The 19,510-nt window shown below is 59.4% G+C and carries 21 protein-coding genes; 5 read left to right on the top strand and 16 right to left on the bottom strand.

The annotated features are described in order from the left end of the window. Positions 1-186: 186 nt before the first annotated feature. The 4 genes from CCX46_RS17700 to CCX46_RS17685 form a co-directional block, all read right to left on the bottom strand. Positions 187-1,143: a 2-hydroxyacid dehydrogenase gene (locus CCX46_RS17700; RefSeq protein WP_127928495.1), complete on the bottom strand. Its 957-nt coding sequence runs from the start codon at positions 1,141-1,143 to the stop codon at positions 187-189. 32 nt (positions 1,144-1,175) lie between these two features. Further along, positions 1,176-1,934: an SDR family oxidoreductase gene (locus CCX46_RS17695; protein WP_127930423.1), complete on the bottom strand. Its 759-nt coding sequence runs from the start codon at positions 1,932-1,934 to the stop codon at positions 1,176-1,178. Positions 1,935-1,975: 41 nt separating this feature from the next. Further along, on the bottom strand, positions 1,976-2,668 hold the full coding sequence (locus CCX46_RS17690; protein ID WP_127928493.1) for a fumarylacetoacetate hydrolase family protein: 693 nt from the start codon (positions 2,666-2,668) through the stop codon (positions 1,976-1,978). Positions 2,669-2,767: 99 nt separating this feature from the next. Beyond that, the gene (locus CCX46_RS17685; RefSeq protein WP_127928491.1) at positions 2,768-4,117 is read right to left on the bottom strand and encodes an MFS transporter; all 1,350 of its coding nucleotides are present in this window, start codon (positions 4,115-4,117) and stop codon (positions 2,768-2,770) included. Between the two features lie 568 nt (positions 4,118-4,685). Between CCX46_RS17685 and CCX46_RS17680 the strand changes: the two genes are divergently transcribed. Continuing rightward, on the top strand, positions 4,686-5,618 hold the full coding sequence (locus CCX46_RS17680) for a helix-turn-helix transcriptional regulator (protein ID WP_127928489.1): 933 nt from the start codon (positions 4,686-4,688) through the stop codon (positions 5,616-5,618). Here CCX46_RS17680 and CCX46_RS30650 read toward each other — a convergent pair. The 5 genes from CCX46_RS30650 to CCX46_RS17660 are packed head-to-tail and all read right to left on the bottom strand — an operon-like array spanning position 5,615 to position 9,660. Continuing rightward, complete coding sequence (locus CCX46_RS30650; RefSeq protein WP_158013184.1) at positions 5,615-5,785, bottom strand: hypothetical protein; 171 nt, start codon at positions 5,783-5,785, stop codon at positions 5,615-5,617. The two genes, CCX46_RS17680 and CCX46_RS30650, sit on opposite strands and share 4 nt — an antisense overlap. Positions 5,786-5,817: 32 nt before the next feature. Next, positions 5,818-6,816, bottom strand: coding sequence for an NADP-dependent oxidoreductase (locus CCX46_RS17675; protein ID WP_127928487.1), 999 nt, complete (start codon positions 6,814-6,816; stop codon positions 5,818-5,820). Positions 6,817-6,871: 55 nt separating this feature from the next. Beyond that, positions 6,872-7,711 carry an alpha/beta fold hydrolase gene (locus CCX46_RS17670; RefSeq protein WP_127928485.1) on the bottom strand — a complete coding sequence of 280 codons (840 nt, stop codon included), beginning with the start codon at positions 7,709-7,711 and terminating at the stop codon, positions 6,872-6,874. A gap of 5 nt (positions 7,712-7,716) precedes the next feature. Then, positions 7,717-8,499, bottom strand: coding sequence for an SDR family NAD(P)-dependent oxidoreductase (locus CCX46_RS17665; RefSeq protein ID WP_127928483.1), 783 nt, complete (start codon positions 8,497-8,499; stop codon positions 7,717-7,719). 60 nt (positions 8,500-8,559) lie between these two features. Continuing rightward, positions 8,560-9,660, bottom strand: coding sequence for an alkene reductase (locus tag CCX46_RS17660; RefSeq protein WP_127928481.1), 1,101 nt, complete (start codon positions 9,658-9,660; stop codon positions 8,560-8,562). Positions 9,661-9,801: 141 nt separating this feature from the next. On the opposite strand from CCX46_RS17660, the gene CCX46_RS17655 reads away from it, so the two are divergent. Further along, positions 9,802-10,398, top strand: a complete 597-nt coding sequence (locus tag CCX46_RS17655) for a TetR family transcriptional regulator (protein WP_127928479.1) — start codon at positions 9,802-9,804, stop codon at positions 10,396-10,398. 128 nt (positions 10,399-10,526) lie between these two features. Next, positions 10,527-11,159, top strand: a complete 633-nt coding sequence (gene ycaC, locus CCX46_RS17650; protein ID WP_007916011.1) for an isochorismate family cysteine hydrolase YcaC — start codon at positions 10,527-10,529, stop codon at positions 11,157-11,159. Between the two features lie 83 nt (positions 11,160-11,242). Here the strand turns inward: ycaC (CCX46_RS17650) and CCX46_RS17645 are convergent, their stop codons facing one another. Genes CCX46_RS17645 through CCX46_RS17635 form a run of 3 tightly spaced genes read right to left on the bottom strand, consistent with a single transcriptional unit; the run spans position 11,243 to position 14,786 of the window. Then, positions 11,243-12,481, bottom strand: coding sequence for a nucleoside permease (locus tag CCX46_RS17645; protein ID WP_127928477.1), 1,239 nt, complete (start codon positions 12,479-12,481; stop codon positions 11,243-11,245). Between the two features lie 42 nt (positions 12,482-12,523). Beyond that, the gene (locus CCX46_RS17640; protein WP_038365873.1) at positions 12,524-13,606 is read right to left on the bottom strand and encodes a sugar phosphate isomerase/epimerase family protein; all 1,083 of its coding nucleotides are present in this window, start codon (positions 13,604-13,606) and stop codon (positions 12,524-12,526) included. Continuing rightward, positions 13,596-14,786, bottom strand: coding sequence for a Gfo/Idh/MocA family protein (locus tag CCX46_RS17635; protein ID WP_127928475.1), 1,191 nt, complete (start codon positions 14,784-14,786; stop codon positions 13,596-13,598). Before CCX46_RS17635 ends, CCX46_RS17640 begins: the two co-directional genes overlap by 11 nt. A gap of 177 nt (positions 14,787-14,963) precedes the next feature. Here CCX46_RS17635 and CCX46_RS17630 point away from each other — a divergent pair, with 177 nt between their 5' ends. After that, positions 14,964-15,974, top strand: a complete 1,011-nt coding sequence (locus CCX46_RS17630; protein ID WP_127928473.1) for a LacI family DNA-binding transcriptional regulator — start codon at positions 14,964-14,966, stop codon at positions 15,972-15,974. A 189-nt stretch (positions 15,975-16,163) separates the two neighbouring features. After that, positions 16,164-16,796: an isochorismate family cysteine hydrolase YcaC gene (gene ycaC / locus CCX46_RS17625; RefSeq protein ID WP_127928471.1), complete on the top strand. Its 633-nt coding sequence runs from the start codon at positions 16,164-16,166 to the stop codon at positions 16,794-16,796. A gap of 57 nt (positions 16,797-16,853) precedes the next feature. Here ycaC (CCX46_RS17625) and CCX46_RS17620 read toward each other — a convergent pair whose 3' ends face one another. From CCX46_RS17620 to CCX46_RS17605, 4 genes are all read right to left on the bottom strand, one after another. Beyond that, positions 16,854-17,783 (bottom strand): LysR family transcriptional regulator, encoded by a 930-nt coding sequence (locus CCX46_RS17620; RefSeq protein WP_127928469.1) that lies wholly within the window; start codon positions 17,781-17,783, stop codon positions 16,854-16,856. Between the two features lie 93 nt (positions 17,784-17,876). Then, positions 17,877-18,587 carry an SDR family NAD(P)-dependent oxidoreductase gene (locus CCX46_RS17615; RefSeq protein WP_127928467.1) on the bottom strand — a complete coding sequence of 237 codons (711 nt, stop codon included), beginning with the start codon at positions 18,585-18,587 and terminating at the stop codon, positions 17,877-17,879. A gap of 49 nt (positions 18,588-18,636) precedes the next feature. Continuing rightward, positions 18,637-19,293, bottom strand: a complete 657-nt coding sequence (locus tag CCX46_RS17610) for a DsbA family oxidoreductase (RefSeq protein WP_127928465.1) — start codon at positions 19,291-19,293, stop codon at positions 18,637-18,639. Next, positions 19,290-19,505, bottom strand: a complete 216-nt coding sequence (locus CCX46_RS17605; protein ID WP_016987787.1) for a tautomerase family protein — start codon at positions 19,503-19,505, stop codon at positions 19,290-19,292. Before CCX46_RS17605 ends, CCX46_RS17610 begins: the two co-directional genes overlap by 4 nt. Positions 19,506-19,510: the final 5 nt, after the last annotated feature.

Genomic DNA, 19,510 nt, shown 5'->3' with positions numbered 1-19,510 from the left:
CTGAGATGTCTTGCGCTATGCATCGACCTGAAAGATCGCGTCGATTACGGGTTCATCCGCAATGCTTGGCGGTCATGGATTCACAGACGCTATTGCACGTCGGCGCTCATCGCCAATATCCCCCAATCGGTTCCCTCTCCTGGGGGAGAGGGCTAGGGTGAGGGCAGCTGTTTCGGCACCTGCCACTTAACCAGTGACACAACCCTGCGGCGTCTTCCCGGCAAAGCTGTCCAGCAGACTCGCCACCACCATCTCACCCATGCGTGTGCGCGTCTGCAAGGTGGCGCTGGCGCGGTGCGGTTGCAGCACCACTTGCTCATTACCGAACAAGGCTTCCGGCACATTCGGTTCATCGACAAACACATCCAGCCCCGCACCGGCGATCTCGCCGGCAGCGAGTGCTGCCACCAGATCACCCTCGTTGACCAGTTTGCCCCGTGCCACGTTGATCAGATAACCGTCCTTGCCCAGCGCCTGTAGCACGGAAGCATCGATGATGGCTTCAGCCTTGTCGGCAGCGGCGGCGAGAATCAGCGCATCGCTGTCGCGGGCCAATTGCTTGAGGTCGGCGACGAAAGTGTGGGTGACATCGCTCATCGGTTGCAGGTCGGTGTAACTGATCGGACAGCCGAAGGCCGCCGCTCGGCTGGCTACCGCGCGGCCAACCCGGCCCATGCCGACAATACCGATACGCATGCCGGACACCTGACGCGCCAGCGGCAGCGGCGCCAGCGGTGTGGCGCTATGCGGCCATTGGCCCGAGCGTACATAGCGATCACTGGTACACAGCCCGCGACACACGGAAATCAGCAAACCGATGGCAAGGTCGGCGACGTCTTCGGTCAACGCGCCAATGGTCGCCGTCACGCGGATGCCGCGATCCCGAGCGTAAGCCAGGTCCACCGCATCGGTGCCGACGCCGTTGACCGCCACCACTTCAAGTTTCGGCAGTTGCGCCATGACGGCCTGGGTGATGCCGGTATGGCCTCCGGTGATCACCCCGCGAATATTCGCGCCGTGCTCCTGTAAATACGCCTGTTTGTCCGTCTGCTGGAAATAGCGTCGGACAGTGAACAATTCGTCGAGCCGCGCGTTGATTTCAGGAATCAGGATCGGGCTGAGCTGCAAGACTTCTGGCTTCATGTAAACCTCTCTTACCGAATAAAAAGGCCGGCTCAACCGCGGCCGGCAAACGGCATGGCGCTGGCCATGACGGTCATGTTCAGAACGTTGGCCGACAGCGGCAGGCCGGCGATGTAGCGCACCGCATCGGCGACATGTTTGACGTCGACCATAGGCTCCACGGCGATGCTGCCGTTGGCCTGGCGCACGCCCTTGGTCATGCGCACCGACATCTCGGTCAGGGCATTGCCGATGTCGATCTGACTGCAAGCGATGTTGAATTCGCGACCGTCCAGCGCCAGCGATTTGGTCAGCCCCAGCACCGCATGTTTGCTGGCGGTGTAGGCGCTGCTGAACGGGCGCGGAGTGTGTGCCGAAATCGAACCGTTATTGATGATGCGTCCGCCCTGTGGCTGTTGCCGGCGCATGAGGCCGAAGGCGCCACGGGCACACAGGAAAACCCCGTTGAGGTTGGTGTCGATCACGTTGCGCCACTGCTCGAACGTCAGTTCGTCCAAGGGCACAGCGGGGGCATTGACCCCGGCATTGTTGAAGACCACATCCAGACGCCCGTAGACCTCGGCAATGGTTGCGAACAGCGCATCGACACTGACCGGGTCACGCACATCGGTGGGCGCCGCGAGGGCTTCGTGCCCTTCGCTCGCCGCCAGTTCGACCAGCGCTTGCAACGGTTCCGGTCGGCGACCAGCAAGCACCAGGGTGTAACCGTCGGCCAGCAGGCCAAGCGCCACGGAGCGGCCGATTCCGCTGCCAGCGCCGGTGACCAGCGCGACTTTCAAAGGTTGAGTGATGGACATTTTGTTGTTCTCCTGTCTTCAAATCACTGCGGCGTTCAGGCCCGTGGGCCGACGCGCATTTCCAGTTGGCCGATACCGTCGATGCCGGCATTGATCACATCGCCGGGATGCAGCCCGTCGACGCCGGCCGGGCTGCCGGTCATGATCAGGTCGCCGGCCCTTAGCGCCACTGACTGGGAGATCCGGCTGATCACTTCAGCGACCGACCAGATCTGGCTGTCGAGACTGTCGCGCTGACGCTCCTGGCCGTTGACGTTCAGCCACAACTCACCTTCGGGATGGCCGGCGCGGGTCACTGGCACGATGGCGGTCATAGGCGCGGCGCCGTCAAAGACCTTGGCGCCTTCCCACGGCAAACCATTGCTCTTGGCGGCGCGCTGAATATCACGGCGGGTCAGGTCGAGGCCGGCGGCGTAGCCCCAGACATAAGCCAGCGCCTCGCTTTCGGGAATATTCGCGCCACCTTCACCGATGGCCACCACCAACTCGATTTCGTGGGCGAAATCCTCGGTCAGCGAAGGGAATGCCACCTCGCCGACGGCGTCGACGACGTTGCTGGCTGGTTTCATGAAAAACACCGGTGGCTGGCGCGACTGGCCGACGGCATCTGGCCACGGGTAATTGCGGCCGACACAAAATACCCGGCCAACGGGAAAACGTTGTTCACTGCCGACAACGGGCAAGGTCACGGGCAGATCCGGCGTGAAGACGTATTCAGTCATGTTCATCCTGTTATGAGTCCTGTTGGTAGCTTCAGCGTACGGCGGCAGTCGTTGGTGAAGTTGGACGAAAGCCGCCTGCAGTTGGAGAAAACGGTGCTGTTGGCTTTAGCGCACCTTCAATTCGATGCGGTACAAGCGTCCGAGCAGCAGTGAGTAGGAGAGGGTGCCGATCAGGGCGACGCCGCCAATGAACCAGAAAGCCCAGGCGAATGAGCCGGTGGCGTGAACAATCGTGCCAATCACGATCGGCGTGACGATGCCGCCAATGTTGGCGGCGAGGCTGGTGATCCCGCCGGTCAAGCCGATCAACTCTTTGGGCGCGACTTCCGACACGGCGGCCCACGAAGACGAGGCGATGCCTTGCGCAAAGAAGGCAATGGTCAGCACGGCGATGCAGATCGTGTTCGAATCGGTGAAATTCACCAGCACGATGGACATGCCCAGCATCGAGCCGATCACCAGCGGCAACTTGCGGGCGAAGGACATCGAGTAGCCACGACGGATCAACAAGTCCGACACGATGCCGGCGAGCAGGATGCCGACCGTCGCGCCGACAAATGGCAGAACTGCGAAGATCCCGGCCTTGATCATGGTCAGCTGGCGTTCTTCGATCAGGTAGGTGGGGAACCAGGTCAGGAAGAAGTACAGCGCCGAGGTGCTGGCGAATTTGCCGATGCAAATCGCCCAGATCTGGCGGTAGCTGAACAGTTCAGCAATTTGCCGCCAGTTGAAGCGGGTGCGTTCCTGACTGCTTTTGACCAGACCGCCGCCGGCTTCGATGTATTTCAATTCTTCTTTGCTGACCTTTTTGCAGTTCAACGGGTCGCGATACAGGTACAACCACAGCACGCCGAAGACGATGCCGAGCACGCCGGTGCTATAAAACACGTGACGCCAGTCAAATGTGGTCGCCAGCCAGAGCAGGGCACCGGTAAACAGCGCCGTCCCCAGGTATTGCCCACAGACGTAGATACTACTGGCCAGACCGCGCTCCCGCGCCGGGAACCACACCGTCACCGCGCGACTGTTGGCCGGAAACGCCGGTGCTTCCATGGCGCCGACCGCCAGACGCAAGCCGAACAATGAAGCAAATCCCGTGGCAAAGCCTTGGCACACGGTCACCGTCGACCAACTGATCAGCGACACCCCGTAAGTGAAGCGCGAGCCGAAGCGGTCAGCGATAAACCCGGCAGGGACCAGAGCCAGAGCATACGTCCAGGCAAATGCCGAAAAAATCAGGCCCATTTCGATCTTGTCCAGACCCAGGTCCTTGGCCATGAACGGCGCGGCAATCGAGATATTGACCCGGTCGATGTAATTGATGATCGTCGCAATCAGTAGCAGCGAGAGCATGAACCAGCGTCGCCGCGAGGGCAGGCGTTGTGGCACGACGGCGTCCCGGGCGCCGTCTATCACCGGCGGCACGGTGGCTTGGGAAGCATGGGAATTCGACATGGAGAGACCTCGTTATTGTTAGAAGAGTCGAGATGTTTTCGCGCAGCCGAAGGCGTTGCCCGCGATGGTCGGGGCATGCCAATCGATACTGAAACGAACGGTGCGAACAGCCAGCGTCAGACGTTCAGAAACGTCTTCCAGTCGGCGTGATCGGGACAATGTCGGGAGGGGCGTCGAGGGGAGGAAATTGAATCATGACGTGCACACCTGTGATTGTTTTTGGAAGAGGTTGGGCTGCGTCGGCTCACAGTGGTCGTACAACGTTGGTAAAGCAACCGAGGGGTTAGAACGTTTTTTTTCTATGGAAGCGGCGTTGCTAAACCTGTCCAAAAAATAAATCGGATGATTCCCTAAGTGTCTTTTTAGATATGGCTTTTAATGTATTGATTATTAACGATAAAAAATCTTGATAAGCTCTCGGCGGTTTTGGACAGGCTAAACGCCATATCGAGGATAAAAATTCCTTGGAAAGGCAGGTCGTCGTATGACTGCTTGCGCGTATTGCGTACATGTCTGCAAGATGAGGGTCGTCAGCTCACTGCCAATACCTGTCGAGGATTCTGCGCAGATGTCGTCACTCAGCCGTATTCCCACCTATGTCATGCAGCAGCGCAGCGAATTGACCGACTTCTACATTCGCGACAAAAAGGGCCGGCGCGCCGAGACCAGTCCCCATCGACACGAGTATTTCCAGATTCAGATCAACCTCGGTGGCGACACCGTGCAGCACATCGGCAACGTCGAGCGTCCGTTCCCGCGCAACACCCTGGCATTCATCCTGCCGCACCGAGTGCATGTGATCCCGCATCCAGCGGACAGCAATTTCATGGTGATCAATTTTTCCCAGACCTTCCTGTTGCCGCATTTGCAGTGCGACCCGATGGATCTGGAAGAAGTGTCGATCCTGCTGGCGCCGGAGTTATCGCCATTCCGCTTTCAGGAGCATCTGGATTTCATTCTCGAGGATGAGGACTTCGCCAAGGTCTGTGCCTTGATTGAGCAGATGCGCACGCTGGACGAGAACCGTCAGTTTGGTACGCGCGAGATGCTCAAAGGCTTGTTGCTGCAACTGATTGGCAGCGTGTGTTTCCTTTACGCCGAGCCACTCAAGCGCCTGGCCGAAGAGAATGCGGCCGAGGTCAGCCGCCGGGATGCGCTGGGCCGCATGTTCGAGTACTTGCGCAAGAATATTGCCGATCCCGATCTCAATCTGATCAAGGTGGCTGCGGCGACGTACCTGTCGCCGACCTATCTGACGCACTGGTTGCGCAAGGAGATCGGCAAGACCTTCACCGAACTGGTGCTCGAACGCAGGATGCACGCGGCCCGCAATTTCCTGCTCAACAGCACGCGCTCGGTGGGCGAGGTGGCGCGGTTGTGCGGCTTCGCTGACGAGGCGTATTTCTCGCGACGCTTTCGCCAGATTCACGGTCAGCCGCCGGGACAGTTTCGCCGCCGGCAACTCAATCCGGATACGCCGCAATCGCCGTTGAACACTTAGGGCTCAAGCATCAAGGGCCGCCAGATGATCGGAGCAACACCCAGTATCGCGTTGTCCTGCTTGGGGTCGGGCGTCTCGTGGTTCGCGGGTTCAGGTGAGTGTTTGTTCTCCGTGTCTTGCTGTTCGTTCGCGGGGAGCTTTTCGGTGTCGCAGGCAACATTATCCATGGGTCTTTCGCCAGATGATTTCAGGCAGGCAACTATTTGATCTGCACGATTACCTTGCCTTTCGCACGGCCCTGTTCGACGTAAGTCAGGGCTTCGCCCGCTGACTCGAAGGCGAAGGTGCGATCCAGCACGGGCTTTATTTCGCCGGCTTCAATCAGGGTGGTGATTTCTTGCAGTTGTGCACCGTTGGCCCGCATAAACAGGAAGCTGTAACGGACATCCTGCTTGCGCGCCTTGCGCCGAATGCTCAGGCTCAACAAGCGCATGACTTGCCGCAGCGGCCAGGCCAGGCCCTGCGCCTTGGCGAACTCGGCAGTTGGCGGGCCTGATATGGAAATCAGCTGACCACCCGGTTTGAGTACCTTGAGCGAGTTTTCCAGAACGTCGGAGCCGAGGCTGTTCAGCACCACGTCGTAGTCGCGCAGTTCCTCCTCGAAGTGCTGCTGTTTGTAATCAATCACCACATCTGCGCCCAGCGCTTTAACCCATTCGACATTCGCGGTGCTGGTGGTGGTCGCGACAACAGCGCCGAGGCGCTTGGCCAGTTGAATGGCGATTGTTCCGACACCGCCGGAACCGGCGTGAATCAGGACCTTCTGACCCTTTTGCAAACGGGCGATGTCGACCAATGCTTGCCAGGCTGTCAGGGCGACCAAAGGAATCGCAGCGGCCTGTTCCATGCTGAGGTTGGCTGGCTTCAACGCCACGGCGTTTTGCTCGACGGCGATTCGCTCGGCGAAGGTGCCGATTCGCTGTTCGGGCACGCGTGCATACACCGCGTCGCCGGGCTTGAACCCCTTGACCGCTGCGCCAACCGCAATCACCACGCCGGCACAATCGTTGCCCAGCACCAAGGGGAATGAGTACGGCAGAATCAGTTTGAACTCGCCGCTGCGAATCTTTGAATCGAGTACGTTGACGCTGGCTGCATGGACTTCAATCAGCACGTCATGGGCGCCGGGTACAGGCTCGGAGACATCGCCAATACGCCCGTTCTGCTTGCCGTAACGATCGATAAAATAAGCTTTCATGGTGGATACGGCTCTCACTGTTTGGGGGAGGGCAGGGTTGCCTGAGCAGATTGGTTCAGTTGTCGAGAAACGCCTGCGCCTTGCTGACAAAGTCAGCGTAGTTCTGGAAAATCGCGCCGTGTCCGGCGTCTTCATAAATGATCAGTTGCGCGTAGGGAATCCGCTTCGCCAGATCAATCGAGTTGACCGTCGGCACCATGATGTCGTTGTCACCGTTGACCACCAGCGTCGGGATTTGCAGGCCGCCAAGGTTCTGTGGCGTCTGTTTTCCCCATGCCTTGATGGCTCTCAACTGCCGTAGAAAAGCGCTGGGTGTCGGGCGCTTGTCGCGGTCTTTGCGGCGTTCTTTCAAACGTTGCAGGAAGTCTGTCGCGGCCCGCCGTCCGCTGGTGGTTGTGGTGAAAAACAGGTGGAACTTGGGATCGCGCAGGGTCAACAAACCCTTGAACATCAGTGGCCAGGAAACCGCGCCGACCTTGGCGATACCGACTCCGCCAGCCGGTCCGGTGCCGGTCAGAATCAGGCGCCGCACCAACGCGGGCGCTTTGAGCGCGATGTCCTGAGCAACGAATCCGCCGAGGGAAAAACCCAGCAGATCGACGCTGGTGAATTCCAGCGCAGCGATCAGGCTGATGACGTCGTCGGCCATCTGCGCGACGGTCAGGGGCGCGGTGCCGCCTGAGCCACCGACACCGCGATAGTCAATGGCGAGCACGCGCCGGGTTCGCGCCAGACCATCGACGATTCGCGGGTCGAAGTCGTCAAGTGCTGCGCCCCAATGATTGAGCAGGATCAGCGGCACCGCCGATTTTGGGCCGAGGTCGCGATAGGCGAAGGCCGTGCCGCCAACCAGAATCGATTGGTTGGCGGCTTTGACGAAAGGCATTGGTTCCATCGGACTCACGCCAGGTAACGCTGCGCGACTGCCGACTGGCGGATCTGCGACAGCAGGCCCTGCCGCGCGGTCTGCAAGGCATCCCAGCGCTCACCTTCATGCAGCGGTGGAATGGTCACCGGTTCGCGACGATCGAAACCGACCAACGCTGCATCGACCAGATCGGTGACTTCCATGATCTCGCTCAAGGTGTTGATATCGATGCCTGCGCGATCCCAGATCTCGGTACGCGTCGCGGCCGGCAGCACGGCTTGTACGTAGACGCCCAACGGCGACAGTTCCAGACTCAGGCCCTGAGACAGGAACAGGACAAACGCTTTGGTCGCGCCGTAGACCGACATGCCGAACTCCGGGGCCAGACCGACCACCGAGCCGATGTTGATGATGGCGCCGTCACCGGCCTTTGCCAGACGGGGAGCGATGGCGCTGGCGAGCCGCACCAGTGCCGTGGTGTTGAGGGCGACCAGATTGGCCACTTTGTCGGTGCTCTGCTCGATGAAGTTGCCGGACTGCGCGGCGCCCGCGTTATTGACGAGGATGCCAATGCGCGCATCGTCGCGCAGGCGCGTTTCGACGGTGTGCAGATCGCTGAGTTGGGTCAGGTCGGCCTGCAGCACATCAATGGCGACGCTGTATTCGCTGCGCAACTTCGCGGCGAGCGTTTCCAGGCGCTGAAGATCGCGGGCGACCAGCACCAGATCATGCCCGCGTTGGGCGAAACGTTCGGCGTAAACCGCGCCGATGCCGGTCGAGGCGCCAGTGATAAGAACAGTAGGGTGGGCGTTCATAGGGTCATCTCTTTTCACAAAAACGATTAAGGAGAGGCAGTAAATACGCTGGTGCTCGGCTTACTGAGCACTAGCGCTCCATTCAGCCAAGGTCGGATAGTCGATGTAGCCTTCCGCACCGCCGCCATACAGGGTGGCGGGGTTGAAACCGGCCAGCGGCGCACCGGCCGCCAGGCGCTCGACCAGATCGGGATTGCCAATGAACGGGCGACCGAAGGCGATCAGATCGGCGTGGTCCTCGGCAATCCGCGCGTTCGCCAGGTCGAGGTCGTAGCCGTTGTTGGCGATGTAGGTGTTTTTGAATCGCTGGCGCAGAGCGCCGAAATCGAACGGCGCGACATCGCGCGGCCCGCCGGTTGCGCCTTCGACCACATGCAGATAAACGATGCCCAGCGCATCGAGTTGCTCGACGATGTAATCGAACTGCCCTTGCGGGTCGCTGCTCGACACCCCGTTGGCCGGCGACACCGGCGAGAGGCGAATGCCGGTGCGATCTGCGCCAATCTCGGCGACGACTGCTGCCGTCACTTCCAGCAACAAGCGCGCACGATTTTCAATCGAGCCGCCGTAGGCATCGGTGCGCACGTTGGCGCCATCCTTGATGAATTGATCGAGCAAATAGCCGTTGGCACCGTGGATTTCCACACCATCGAACCCAGCGGCGATCGCGTTGACCGCTGCCTGGCGGAAATCGTTGACGATCCCCGGGAGTTCGCTGATCTCCAGTGCTCGCGGCGCGGAAACGTCTTCAAAACGGTTGTTGACGAACACTTTGGTCGCCGGGCGTATCGCCGAGGGCGCTACAGGTGCGGCGCCGTTTTCTTGAAGATCAACATGTGAAACACGACCGACATGCCACAGTTGCAGAAAGATCTTCGCGCCTTGTTCGTGCACCGCAGCGGTCACCTTGCGCCAGCCATCGATCTGCGCCTGCGTGTAAATCCCCGGGGTGTCCTGATAGCCCTGGCCCTGTCGGGAGATCTGCGAAGCCTCGGAAATCAGCAGGCCTGCAGAGGCGCGCTGACTGTAATAGGTGGCTGCGAACTCACTGGGCACAAAGCCTTCGCCCGCTCGATTGCGGGTCAGCGGCGCGAGAACGATGCGATTCGCCAGCGTCAGGGAGCCAAGCGTGTACGGCGTGAACAGATTTTGATCGGTCATGGGGTTTGATCCGTGCCTGTGGATGAGCAGCGATAACTTCTGTAATTAGGATGATGATCGAAATCTAAACTGTCAACGGTTTTGATTATGGCCGACATCTATGTATCATCTGCGCATGATTTTTCAGCGGAGGTATTGCACGTGAGAGTGACCAAAGCCCAGGCGCAGGCAAACCGCGAGCACATCGTCGAGACCGCTTCGGTGTTGTTCCGTGAGCGAGGTTTTGACGGTGTCGGCGTTGCGGACCTGATGGCGGCGGCCGGATTTACCCATGGCGGTTTCTACAAACACTTCGGCTCGAAGGCCGACCTGATGTCCGAAGCCTCGGCCAACAGCCTTGCGCGCTCGTTGGTCGGTGCCGAAATGGTCGATGTTCAAGGTTTCATCGACGCTTATGTCTCGAAAGAACATCGGGACGGGCGGGGCAGCGGTTGCACCATGGCCGCTTTGTGCGGCGACGCAGCGCGTCAGTCTGACGATGTGAAAACGGCGTTTGCCGAGGGGATCGAACGCACGCTGCAGACGCTCGGCGACAAGTACCCGACAGGGCCCGACGCGGCATCTGGTGAGGGGCGAGTGAAAATGATCGACATGCTGGCGCGGGCGGTGGGCGCGATTATTCTGTCGCGTGCCTGCCCGGATGATTCAGCGCTGGCCGATGAAATCCTTGCGGTATGCCACGCTGAAATGACCGCGTCATTGCTGATATCTGCCGACAGTGCAGAAGTGCCTGGTTGATCGGTATTGTCCTTTTTGAGTTGACGGTGAAACGCTTTTCAGCCGATTTATCCCGTCCCTGTGCGTCAGTAATCTGTACCCAACTTGAACGCAACAACAACTTCTAAAACTCAAAAGGGAAGCAGACCATGACCACTCCAACCTATAACCGCCTGAACAAAGACGACGCCATCGTGCTGCTGGTCGACCACCAGACCGGCCTTATTTCCCTGGTGCAGGACTTCTCGCCAAACGAGTTCAAGAACAACGTGCTGGCCCTGGCCGATCTGGCCAAGTTCTTCGAACTGCCGACCATCCTCACCACCAGCTTCGAACAAGGCCCGAACGGCCCGTTGGTACCGGAACTGAAAGAGATGTTCCCGGACGCGCCGTACATCGCTCGTCCTGGTCAGATCAACGCGTGGGACAACGAAGATTTTGTGAAGGCGATCAAAGCTACCGGTCGCAAGCAGATCATCATTGCCGGTGTGGTCACGGATGTCTGCGTAGCGTTCCCGACCTTGTCGGCGCTGGCGGAGGGGTTTGATGTGTTTGTGGTCACCGATGCCTCCGGCACCTTCAACACCACCGTGCAACAAGCCGCGTGGAGCCGCATGACTCAGGCTGGTGCGCAGATGATGAACTGGTTCTCGGTGGCGTGTGAGTTGCACCGCGACTGGCGCAACGACATTGAAGGCTTGGGTAATCTGCTGTCGCAGCGGATCCCGAATTACCGCAATCTGATGAACAGCTACTCGGCGCTGACCGCACAGCAGAAGTAAGCCTGCGCGATGTAAACGAAAAGCCTGCCCTGAAAAGCAGGCTTTTTCTGTTTTCTGCCGCTGCGCCTATCAGAACGGCGTTTCTAGACGGTCGACGGCATCCCTTCCTTTTCGCCGCCACGGCTTTTGAACGCCAGTGCGAAACACAGCAGAACCCCCACCGAAAATCCTGCCGGGAACAGCCATATACTTCTCCAGTCGTGGCCGTTTTGCGCGGTGAAGTGGTCAGTGATCTGACCCGCCACCCAGAATCCGATCAGCATGCCCACACCGTAAGTGGCCAAGGTGATCAGGCCCTGAGCCGAGCTGCGGAAGCGCTCGGGCGCTTTGGCATCGGTGTAGATCTGCCCACAGACGAAGAAAAAGTCATAACACACGCCGTGCAGCGCAATACCGATCAGCAGCATGAACACTTGGTCACCATTGTTGCCGTAGGCGAACAACACATAGCGCAAGGCCCAGGCCAGCATCCCGACCAGTAAGGCAATCTTGATGCCGAAACGCTGGATGAACAGGGGTAGCAGAAGCATGAACAGCACTTCGGAGACCTGACCCAGAGCCATCTTCGCGGTGGGGTTGGTGACACCGATTTCGGCCAGAAACGGATTGGCATTCTGGTAATAGAACGCCAGAGGAATGCAGATCAGGATGGATGCAAGAAAGAACACCAGATAACTGCGATCCTTGAGCAGGCCCAATGCGTCCATCCCCGCCATCTGTTTGATACCAGGCGTATCGGTGGTGGATTTCAACGGTGCGGTTTTCGGCAGGCTGAAACTGTAGAGGCCCAACACCAGCGAGGCCACGGCGGACATCAGGAACGTGTTGCGCAAACCGCCTGCAGCAATCGTCTGTTGAGCGTCCCAGGCAAAGCCGAAACTGATCACGATGCCGGCGACGATCCAGCCAATGGTGCCCCATACGCGGATGCGGGAAAACTCCCGGGCCGGGTCTTTGATCTGTCGGAAGGCTACCGCGTTGACCAGGGCCAGGGTTGGCATGTAGACCAGCATGTAGGCCAGCACATAGGGATAAAACGCGCTGAAATCAGTTGCCCGATAAAGCTGAAAGAGCAGCACCGCGCCCAGCAGGTGCAGCACTGCCAAGATGCGTTCGGCATTGAAAAAGCGATCAGCAATCAGACCAACGACAAACGGCGCAATGATCGCGCCCCACGACTGCGTGGAGAACGCCATTCCCACCTGGCCGCCGCTGGCTGCCAGTGTCGTGGTGAGAAAGGTGCCGAGGGTGACGAACCAGCCGCCCCAGATAAAAAACTGCAGAAACATCATGACGCTGAGTCGCGCATTCATTACGTTCATTTCAATCACCGTATTATTTTTATGTCGGTAACAGCGTGGTAATCAGGGTTCGCCAAGGCCCAGCAGACGCCGGTTGGATTGCTCGTCAGCACTCACACTGGCGAAATCGTCGAATGCCTTGCGGGTTCGGGTGATCATGTGTCGCTCGATGAAGGCCGCCCCTTCGGCAGCGCCTTGCGCGGCGTCTTTCAGACAGCATTCCCACTCCAGCACGGCCCAACCGTTGAAGTCGTATTGAGTCAGTTTGCTGAAGATCGCTTTGAAGTCGATCTGGCCATCGCCCAATGAACGAAACCGCCCCGGGCGATCAACCCAGCCCTGATAGCCGCCGTAGACGCCGGATCGCGCGTTGGCGTGAAACTCCGCATCCTTGACGTGGAACATGCGGATGCGCGCGTGGTAGCGATCGATGAAGCCCAGGTAGTCCATTTGCTGCAGCAACAGATGGCTCGGGTCATACAGAATTGCCGCGCGCGGATGATGATTCACCGCTTCAAGGAATTGTTCGAAAGAGGCGCCATCGTGCAGGTCTTCGCCGGGGTGGATCTCGTAGCAGAGGTCGACACCGGCCTCATCGAAGCATTCGAGGATCGGCAACCAGCGTTTCGCCAATTCGGCAAAACCCTGTTCCACCAGGCCGGCAGGGCGTTGCGGCCATGGGTAGACGTAGGGCCAGAGCAGGGCGCCGGAAAAGGTCGCGTGGGCGGTCAACCCCAAGCGTTGACTGGCGCGCGCCGCCAGTTTCAACTGGCTGATCGCCCACTCGGTGCGTGCTTGCGGCTGGCCACGCAGCGCTGCCGGGGCGAAGTCATCGAAGAGTGCGTCGAACGCCGGATGCACCGCGACCAGTTGGCCTTGCAGGTGTGTCGACAGCTCGCTGATCACCACACCGGCCTTGGCGCATACGGCGATGAGTTCGTCGCAATAATCCTGACTGTCGGCGGCGCGTTCGAGGTCGATGAAGCGCGTGCCGAGGGTTGGCAACTGGATGGCTTTGTAGCCTTGAGAAGCTGCCCATTGCGCGATGTTGGCCAAGGTATCGAAAGGCGCTTCGTCGGCGATGAATTGGGCGAGAAAGATACCGGGGCCGCGCATCCCGCTCGGGCGTTGTTGATTAACGTTCATTGGCGGTTGCTCCATTGGCAAGGTCAGGTATTGCAGTCCATTTGGCTTCGCCACAATGATTGGCGATGGCGGTCTCGATGAAGGCCATGCCGCGCAGCCCGGTGGCTATGCCGGGAACGCCCGGTGCGTCAGGGCCGCTCGCACCGTCGAAAATGGCCTGCGCGAGGTCACCGTAGAGATTGGCCATGGCCTCGAGGTAGCCTTCCGGGTGTCCGGCGGGCAAGCGCATGCGCCGCGTGGCGTTTGCGCACAGCCAAGGTTGACCAAGGCCCGAGCGCAGCACGCGCATCGGCTCATTCAAGGGGCGATGGATCAGACCGGCGGGCTCTTCCTGACGCCATTCCAGCCCGCCCTTGTCGCCATACAGACGAATCTTCAGCGGGTTCTCTTCGCCCGCGCACACTTGGCTGGCGATCAATACGCCGCTGGCGCCGTCGGCCATTTTGAACAGCATCGAGGCGTCGTCATCCAGCTGGCGACTGCTCAAATGCGACCCGAGCATCGCGCTGATGAACTGGATGGGTTGACCGGCGACAAACTCCGCGAGGGAAAACGCGTGCGTGCCGATGTCACCGATGCAGCCACCGATGCCGGATTGTTCAGGATTGTCGCGCCAGCCCGCCTGTTTGTTGCCTTGGCCAGCCACATCGCTGCTGAGCCAGCCTTGCGGGTATTCGACGAGGACTTTGCGCAGACGCCCGATTTCACCGTTGGCGACCATCTCGCGTGCCTGCCAGACCATCGCATACCCCAGGTAGGTATGTGCCAAGGCGTAGATCCGCTGGCTGTTGTTGACCACGCGGGCCAAGTCCTGCACTTGCGCCAGATTGAGCGCAGCGGGCTTTTCACTGAACACATGGAAACCCGCACTCAGTGCTGCACTGGCGATAGGGGCGTGCAGGTGATTAGGCGTGACGATCACCAGCAGTTCCATGCGCTGATCGGCCGGCAGTGCGTGTTCGGCGGCCAGCATGTCTTGCCAGGCGTCATAGCAGCGTTGCGCAGGCAGCCCAAGCGCCGCACCACTGCGTTGATTGTTATGGGCGTCGCGGCTGAACGCACCGCAGACCAGTTCGAAGCGTCCATCGAGGCCGGCGGCTTGCCGGTGTGCCTGGGCGATGAAGGCGCCTTCACCACCGCCGACGAAGCCCATTCTTATTTTTCTACCTGCTGCAATCATGGCAATTGTCTCAGTGGATTCATGCGGAACATTGATGATGTAACCGGTTACATCGTCGGCGAAATCTAGGCCTGAAATCAGCGAGTGTCAAACCGTGTCTGACGAATGCCAACGTTTCGGCGTGTGACGCTGTGCGGTAAGCTCGACGGCCGATTTGATTGAAAGAGCGAGGCAGTCTTGTCCAATATCCGCGAAGTGGCACGGCTGGCGGGTGTCTCGGTAGCAACGGTGTCGAGAACATTGAAGTCCCCCGAGCGTGTGCTGCCCGATACCCGCGAGCGGGTCATGGCCGCCGTCCAGCAAACCGGCTATCGACCGAATTTGATGGCGGTGCAGTTTCGCTCGCGTAGAACGGGCAACCTGGTGATTCTGGTCCCGACCATTGCCAACACCTTTTTCGCCAGGGTGATCAGCGGCGCACAGAAAGCCGCGCAGGCCGCCGGATACCGGTTGCTGTTGTGCGACACCCAGGGCCAGGCATCACTTGAGCGCCAGTTCGCTGATCTGGTGCACGCCCATCAAGCCGATGGCGTCATTCAGTTGCGCGCCTATGATCCCTTCGAAGAATCTACCGCCGAGCCAGCACTGGCCCCGATCGTCAATGCCTGCGAAGTCATCCGGCACGGACGGCATCCAACGATCAGTCTGGATAACGTTGCGGCGGCCAAAGCCATGACCGAGTACCTGATCGCGATGGGGCATCAGCGCATCGGACTGATCAAAGGACCCAAAGGCAGCCCGCTCACGCGTGATCGTCTGGCGGGGTATGAGGCGGCCCTGCGCGACGCCGGTCTTGCGCTGGACAACACGCTCATCTGTCACGGCGATTTCACCCTGGACGCTGGCTATTCGGGTGCCGGGAAACTGCTCGCGCTCGACAACCGACCGAGCGCGCTGTTTTGTGAAAATGACGAAATGGCCATCGGCGCGCTCAAGAGCATTAAAGAGCAGGGGCTGCGTGTGCCGGAGGATATTTCTCTCGCCGGATTCGACGATATTCCAATGGCCGCGTACTGCGATCCACCGCTGACGACCATTGCCCAGCCCGCCGAAATGTTCGGCGAGAAAGCCGTGGAAATGCTGATTGCGCTGATCGAGAAACAGCCGTTGCCGCAACGGCATGTGGTGTTGCCGTTCACATTGACGAAGCGCGACAGCACGGCGCGGGGACCTGCAGCTGATAAATGACCCCGTGACTGCTCCGCGCAGGTTTGTCAGTGGTGCCAGTTTTTCAGACTCACCGGCAGCCGGAAAATTGTCCCTTTTGAGTGGACGGTGAAACGCTTTTCAGCCGATTTATCCCGTCCCTGTGCGTCAGTAATCTGTACCCAACTTGAACGCAACAACAACTTCTAAAGCTCAAAAGAGAAGCAGACCATGACCACTCCAACCTACAACCGCCTCAACAAAGACGACGCCATCGTGCTGCTGGTCGACCACCAGACCGGCCTGATTTCGCTGGTGCAGGACTTCTCGCCCAACGAGTTCAAGAACAACGTGCTGGCCCTGGCGGATCTGGCCAAGTTCTTCGAACTGCCGACCATCCTCACCACCAGCTTCGAACAAGGCCCGAACGGCCCGCTGGTACCAGAGCTGAAAGAAATGTTCCCGGATGCGCCGTACATCGCTCGTCCAGGTCAGATCAACGCCTGGGACAACGAAGATTTTGTGAAGGCGATCAAAGCTACCGGTCGCAAGCAAATCATCATTGCCGGTGTGGTCACGGATGTCTGCGTAGCGTTCCCGACCTTGTCGGCGCTGGCGGAAGGGTTTGAGGTGTTTGTGGTGACTGATGCGTCCGGCACCTTCAACACCACCGTGCAACAAGCCGCGTGGAGTCGCATGACTCAGGCCGGCGCGCAAATGATGAACTGGTTCTCGGTGGCGTGTGAGCTGCACCGCGACTGGCGCAACGACATTGAAGGTCTGGGTAACCTGCTGTCGCAGCGGATCCCGAACTACCGCAACCTGATGAACAGCTACACGGCGCTGACCGCACAGCAGAAGTAAGCCTGCGCGACCACACAAAAGCCTGCCATGAAAAGCAGGCTTTTGTGTTGCGCCGATTCAATCAGCGTCAACCGCCCACTCATCACGAAACTGCAACAGAAAGTCGACAAACGCCCTGACCCGTTGCGGCACATACCGTCCATGCGGATACAGCAAGGTGTAAGGTCGCGAGCGCCCGGCGTACGGCTTAAGTACCTCGACCAAGCTGCCGTCCGCCAGCTCCTTTTCGACAATGAACTTGTACGTCTGGAAGACCCCGGCACCATGTCTGGCCAGGGTGACACCGCCGAGCACGTCATCGGAGCAGGAGTAACCGCCGTCGGAAATCACTTCGCGATCGTGGCCATTTTCCTGGAACAGCCAGGAGATCCGCCGCCCGCTGCTCGGCAGTTCGAACTGAATACATTCGTGTTGCACCAGATCCTCAAGCGTCTTCGGTGTGCCAGCCTTTTTCAGATAGTCGGGGGAGGCGACCACCACCAGTTTTGCATCCTCCAGCAGCCGCGCAACCATGGTCGAATCCGGTTGCGCGCGGACGCGGATCGCCAGGTCGTAGCCTTCGCCGACGAAGTCGATATTGCGGTTGCCCAAGTGGATGTCGACGGTGACGTCAGGGTAGAGCGCGCGGAATTTTGGCAGCAGCGGCAGAATGCGGTGGTGCCCGTAAGTGGTGGGCAGGCTGATGCGCAACTGACCGGACGGTGACGACTGTGCGCCCATGACTTCTTGTTGCGCTTCGACCAGTTGCGTCAGCGCCTGGCTGCACTGGACGAAAAAGTTTCTGCCCGCTTCGGTCAAGCGAATGCTGCGGGTAGTTCGGGCAAACAAGCGTGAACCCAATCTTTTTTCGAGGCGAAGAATCGACCGGCTCACCGCGGCCGGCGTCACACCCGCAAGCTGGGCGGCGGCGGTGAAGCTGCCGGCTTCAGCGGCGAGGCAAAAGAGTTCGATGCTGCCTAACTGCAAGTCTTCAAAGTGGCGCTTCATGGAATAAGCCTGAGGATCAACTGACGGTTCATTCTCAGGTTTATCTCATGAAGCGGCACCGCCGGTACACACCGGCAGTGCCGTGGGGAGGTGTCAATGGCCAGCGCTTTGACCACCGTCGACATGGAGGATTTCGCCGGTCACGAACTTCGCACTGTCCAGGTAAAGGATCGCTTGCACGATGTCGTCGATCTCACCCATATGCCCAACCGGGTGCAGGCTACCGAGGGCGGCGTGAGTCTCTTCGCCGTGCATCGGTGTCTTGATGATGCCGGGCGACACCGCATTGACCCGAATACCGCGCTTGGCGTACTCGATGGCCAGGGATTTGGTCGCCGCGTTGATGCCACCTTTGGTCAGCGACGCGAGCACCGACGGTACGCCGTCAATCGCGTGGTCGACCAGGCTGGTGGTGACGCTGACGATGTGGCCGCTGGCGTTTTTCTCCATTTCGGCAATGGCCAATTGCGAGATGTGGAAGAAGCCGCTCATGTTGGTCGCTACCACTTGTGCGTAGTCTGCCTGGCTGTACTCGGTGAAGGGTTTGGCGACGAAAATCCCGGCGTTATTGACCAGCGTGTCGATGCGCCCGAAACGAGCAACGGCTTCGCGAATCACACGTTCGGCGGTCAGCGGGTCGGCGATGTCACCGGCGACGGCGAGAACATCCGCGTCAGTGGACGGTTTGATCGAACGGGAGGTCGCGACAACCTGATAGCCGCGTTCACGGAAACCCTTGACCAGGCCTGCGCCAATGCCTTGCGAGGCGCCGGTGATCACTACAACTTTTTTGGACGTGCTCATGATGTTTCCTCATGCAATCTGAATGGTTTGAAAAAACGAAGTTCGGGTGTCAGGCGTGAGCCGCAATCTGCGCGGCTTGACGTAACGCTTGCTCGTAATAAGCGACGGACTGGGAACCGGGGATGACCTGTTTGTCATCAAGGACCATGGCCGGAACCGAGTCGATGCCGCGCTGCTGGTAAAACCGTTCAAGTTCGCGCACGGCCTGGCGGAACTCTGCATTGGCCAGAACCTCTTGCGCACGCTGACTGTCGAGCCCGACTGCGCCTGCCAGCATCACCAGCGTGGCGTGGTCATTCGGGTTCTTGCCGTCAGTGAAGTAGGCCTTGAGCAAGGCTTGCTTCAACTCACGCTGACGTCCTTGTGTGGCGGCCCAGAACAGCAGTCGATGGGCATCGAAGGTGTTGTGGAAATGGCTGCGTTTTTCCAGGTCGAAGTGAAAACCGATCTGCTCGCCGCGTTCGATGATCATCGCGTTGCGATCTGCCACTTGCTCAGCGCTGCGCCCGTATTTGCGCATCATGTGCTCGATGGCGTGTTCACCTTCGGCGGGCATGTCGGGGTTCAGTTCGAACGGTTTGTAGGTCAGTTCCACGTCGACTTCGCCCGCCAGATTCCGGATCGCTTGCTCCAGAGCGGTGGCGCCCAATGCGCACCAGGGGCAAACGACATCCGAGACGAAATCGATTTTCACGGCCCGGCTCATGACTGCGAGTCCGCCAACTGTTGGCGATATTCGGTGGTGGTGATGCCGGCGTAACCCCAGTTATCGGTGTCGACTTCCTCGATCACGATGTGGGTGAGTTTCGGGTCCTTGTGCAGCACCCGCTGCATCGTTTCGGTGATTTCCTTGATGACCTGGGCTTTCTGTTCCCGGGTCACGCCGTCACGGGTGATACGTACGCTGATGAAAGGCATTTGGG

It is taken from the genome of Pseudomonas sp. RU47, from assembly GCF_004011755.1.
Taxonomy (GTDB): domain Bacteria; phylum Pseudomonadota; class Gammaproteobacteria; order Pseudomonadales; family Pseudomonadaceae; genus Aquipseudomonas.
The sequence above is the reverse complement of the archived record's forward strand: the minus strand, read 5'-3'. Positions and strand labels throughout refer to the sequence as shown.

Excerpts from the sequence above, each read along its gene's own strand:
- CCX46_RS17610 (WP_127928465.1), bottom strand. The coding sequence starts at position 19,293 with ATGAGCCGGGCCGTGAAAATCGATTTCGTCTCGGATGTCGTTTGCCCC.
- CCX46_RS17680 (WP_127928489.1), top strand. The coding sequence starts at position 4,686 with ATGTCGTCACTCAGCCGTATTCCCACCTATGTCATGCAGCAGCGCAGC.
- CCX46_RS17700 (WP_127928495.1), bottom strand. The coding sequence starts at position 1,143 with ATGAAGCCAGAAGTCTTGCAGCTCAGCCCGATCCTGATTCCTGAAATC.
- CCX46_RS17690 (WP_127928493.1), bottom strand. The coding sequence starts at position 2,668 with ATGAACATGACTGAATACGTCTTCACGCCGGATCTGCCCGTGACCTTG.
- CCX46_RS17685 (WP_127928491.1), bottom strand. The coding sequence starts at position 4,117 with ATGTCGAATTCCCATGCTTCCCAAGCCACCGTGCCGCCGGTGATAGAC.
- CCX46_RS30650 (WP_158013184.1), bottom strand. The coding sequence starts at position 5,785 with ATGGATAATGTTGCCTGCGACACCGAAAAGCTCCCCGCGAACGAACAG.
- ycaC (WP_127928471.1), top strand. The coding sequence starts at position 16,164 with ATGACCACTCCAACCTACAACCGCCTCAACAAAGACGACGCCATCGTG.
- ycaC (WP_007916011.1), top strand. The coding sequence starts at position 10,527 with ATGACCACTCCAACCTATAACCGCCTGAACAAAGACGACGCCATCGTG.
- CCX46_RS17665 (WP_127928483.1), bottom strand. The coding sequence starts at position 8,499 with ATGAACGCCCACCCTACTGTTCTTATCACTGGCGCCTCGACCGGCATC.
- CCX46_RS17605 (WP_016987787.1), bottom strand. The coding sequence starts at position 19,505 with ATGCCTTTCATCAGCGTACGTATCACCCGTGACGGCGTGACCCGGGAA.
- CCX46_RS17620 (WP_127928469.1), bottom strand. The coding sequence starts at position 17,783 with ATGAAGCGCCACTTTGAAGACTTGCAGTTAGGCAGCATCGAACTCTTT.
- CCX46_RS17670 (WP_127928485.1), bottom strand. The coding sequence starts at position 7,711 with ATGGAACCAATGCCTTTCGTCAAAGCCGCCAACCAATCGATTCTGGTT.
- CCX46_RS17675 (WP_127928487.1), bottom strand. The coding sequence starts at position 6,816 with ATGAAAGCTTATTTTATCGATCGTTACGGCAAGCAGAACGGGCGTATT.
- CCX46_RS17660 (WP_127928481.1), bottom strand. The coding sequence starts at position 9,660 with ATGACCGATCAAAATCTGTTCACGCCGTACACGCTTGGCTCCCTGACG.
- CCX46_RS17640 (WP_038365873.1), bottom strand. The coding sequence starts at position 13,606 with ATGAACGTTAATCAACAACGCCCGAGCGGGATGCGCGGCCCCGGTATC.
- CCX46_RS17635 (WP_127928475.1), bottom strand. The coding sequence starts at position 14,786 with ATGATTGCAGCAGGTAGAAAAATAAGAATGGGCTTCGTCGGCGGTGGT.
- CCX46_RS17615 (WP_127928467.1), bottom strand. The coding sequence starts at position 18,587 with ATGAGCACGTCCAAAAAAGTTGTAGTGATCACCGGCGCCTCGCAAGGC.
- CCX46_RS17645 (WP_127928477.1), bottom strand. The coding sequence starts at position 12,481 with ATGAACGTAATGAATGCGCGACTCAGCGTCATGATGTTTCTGCAGTTT.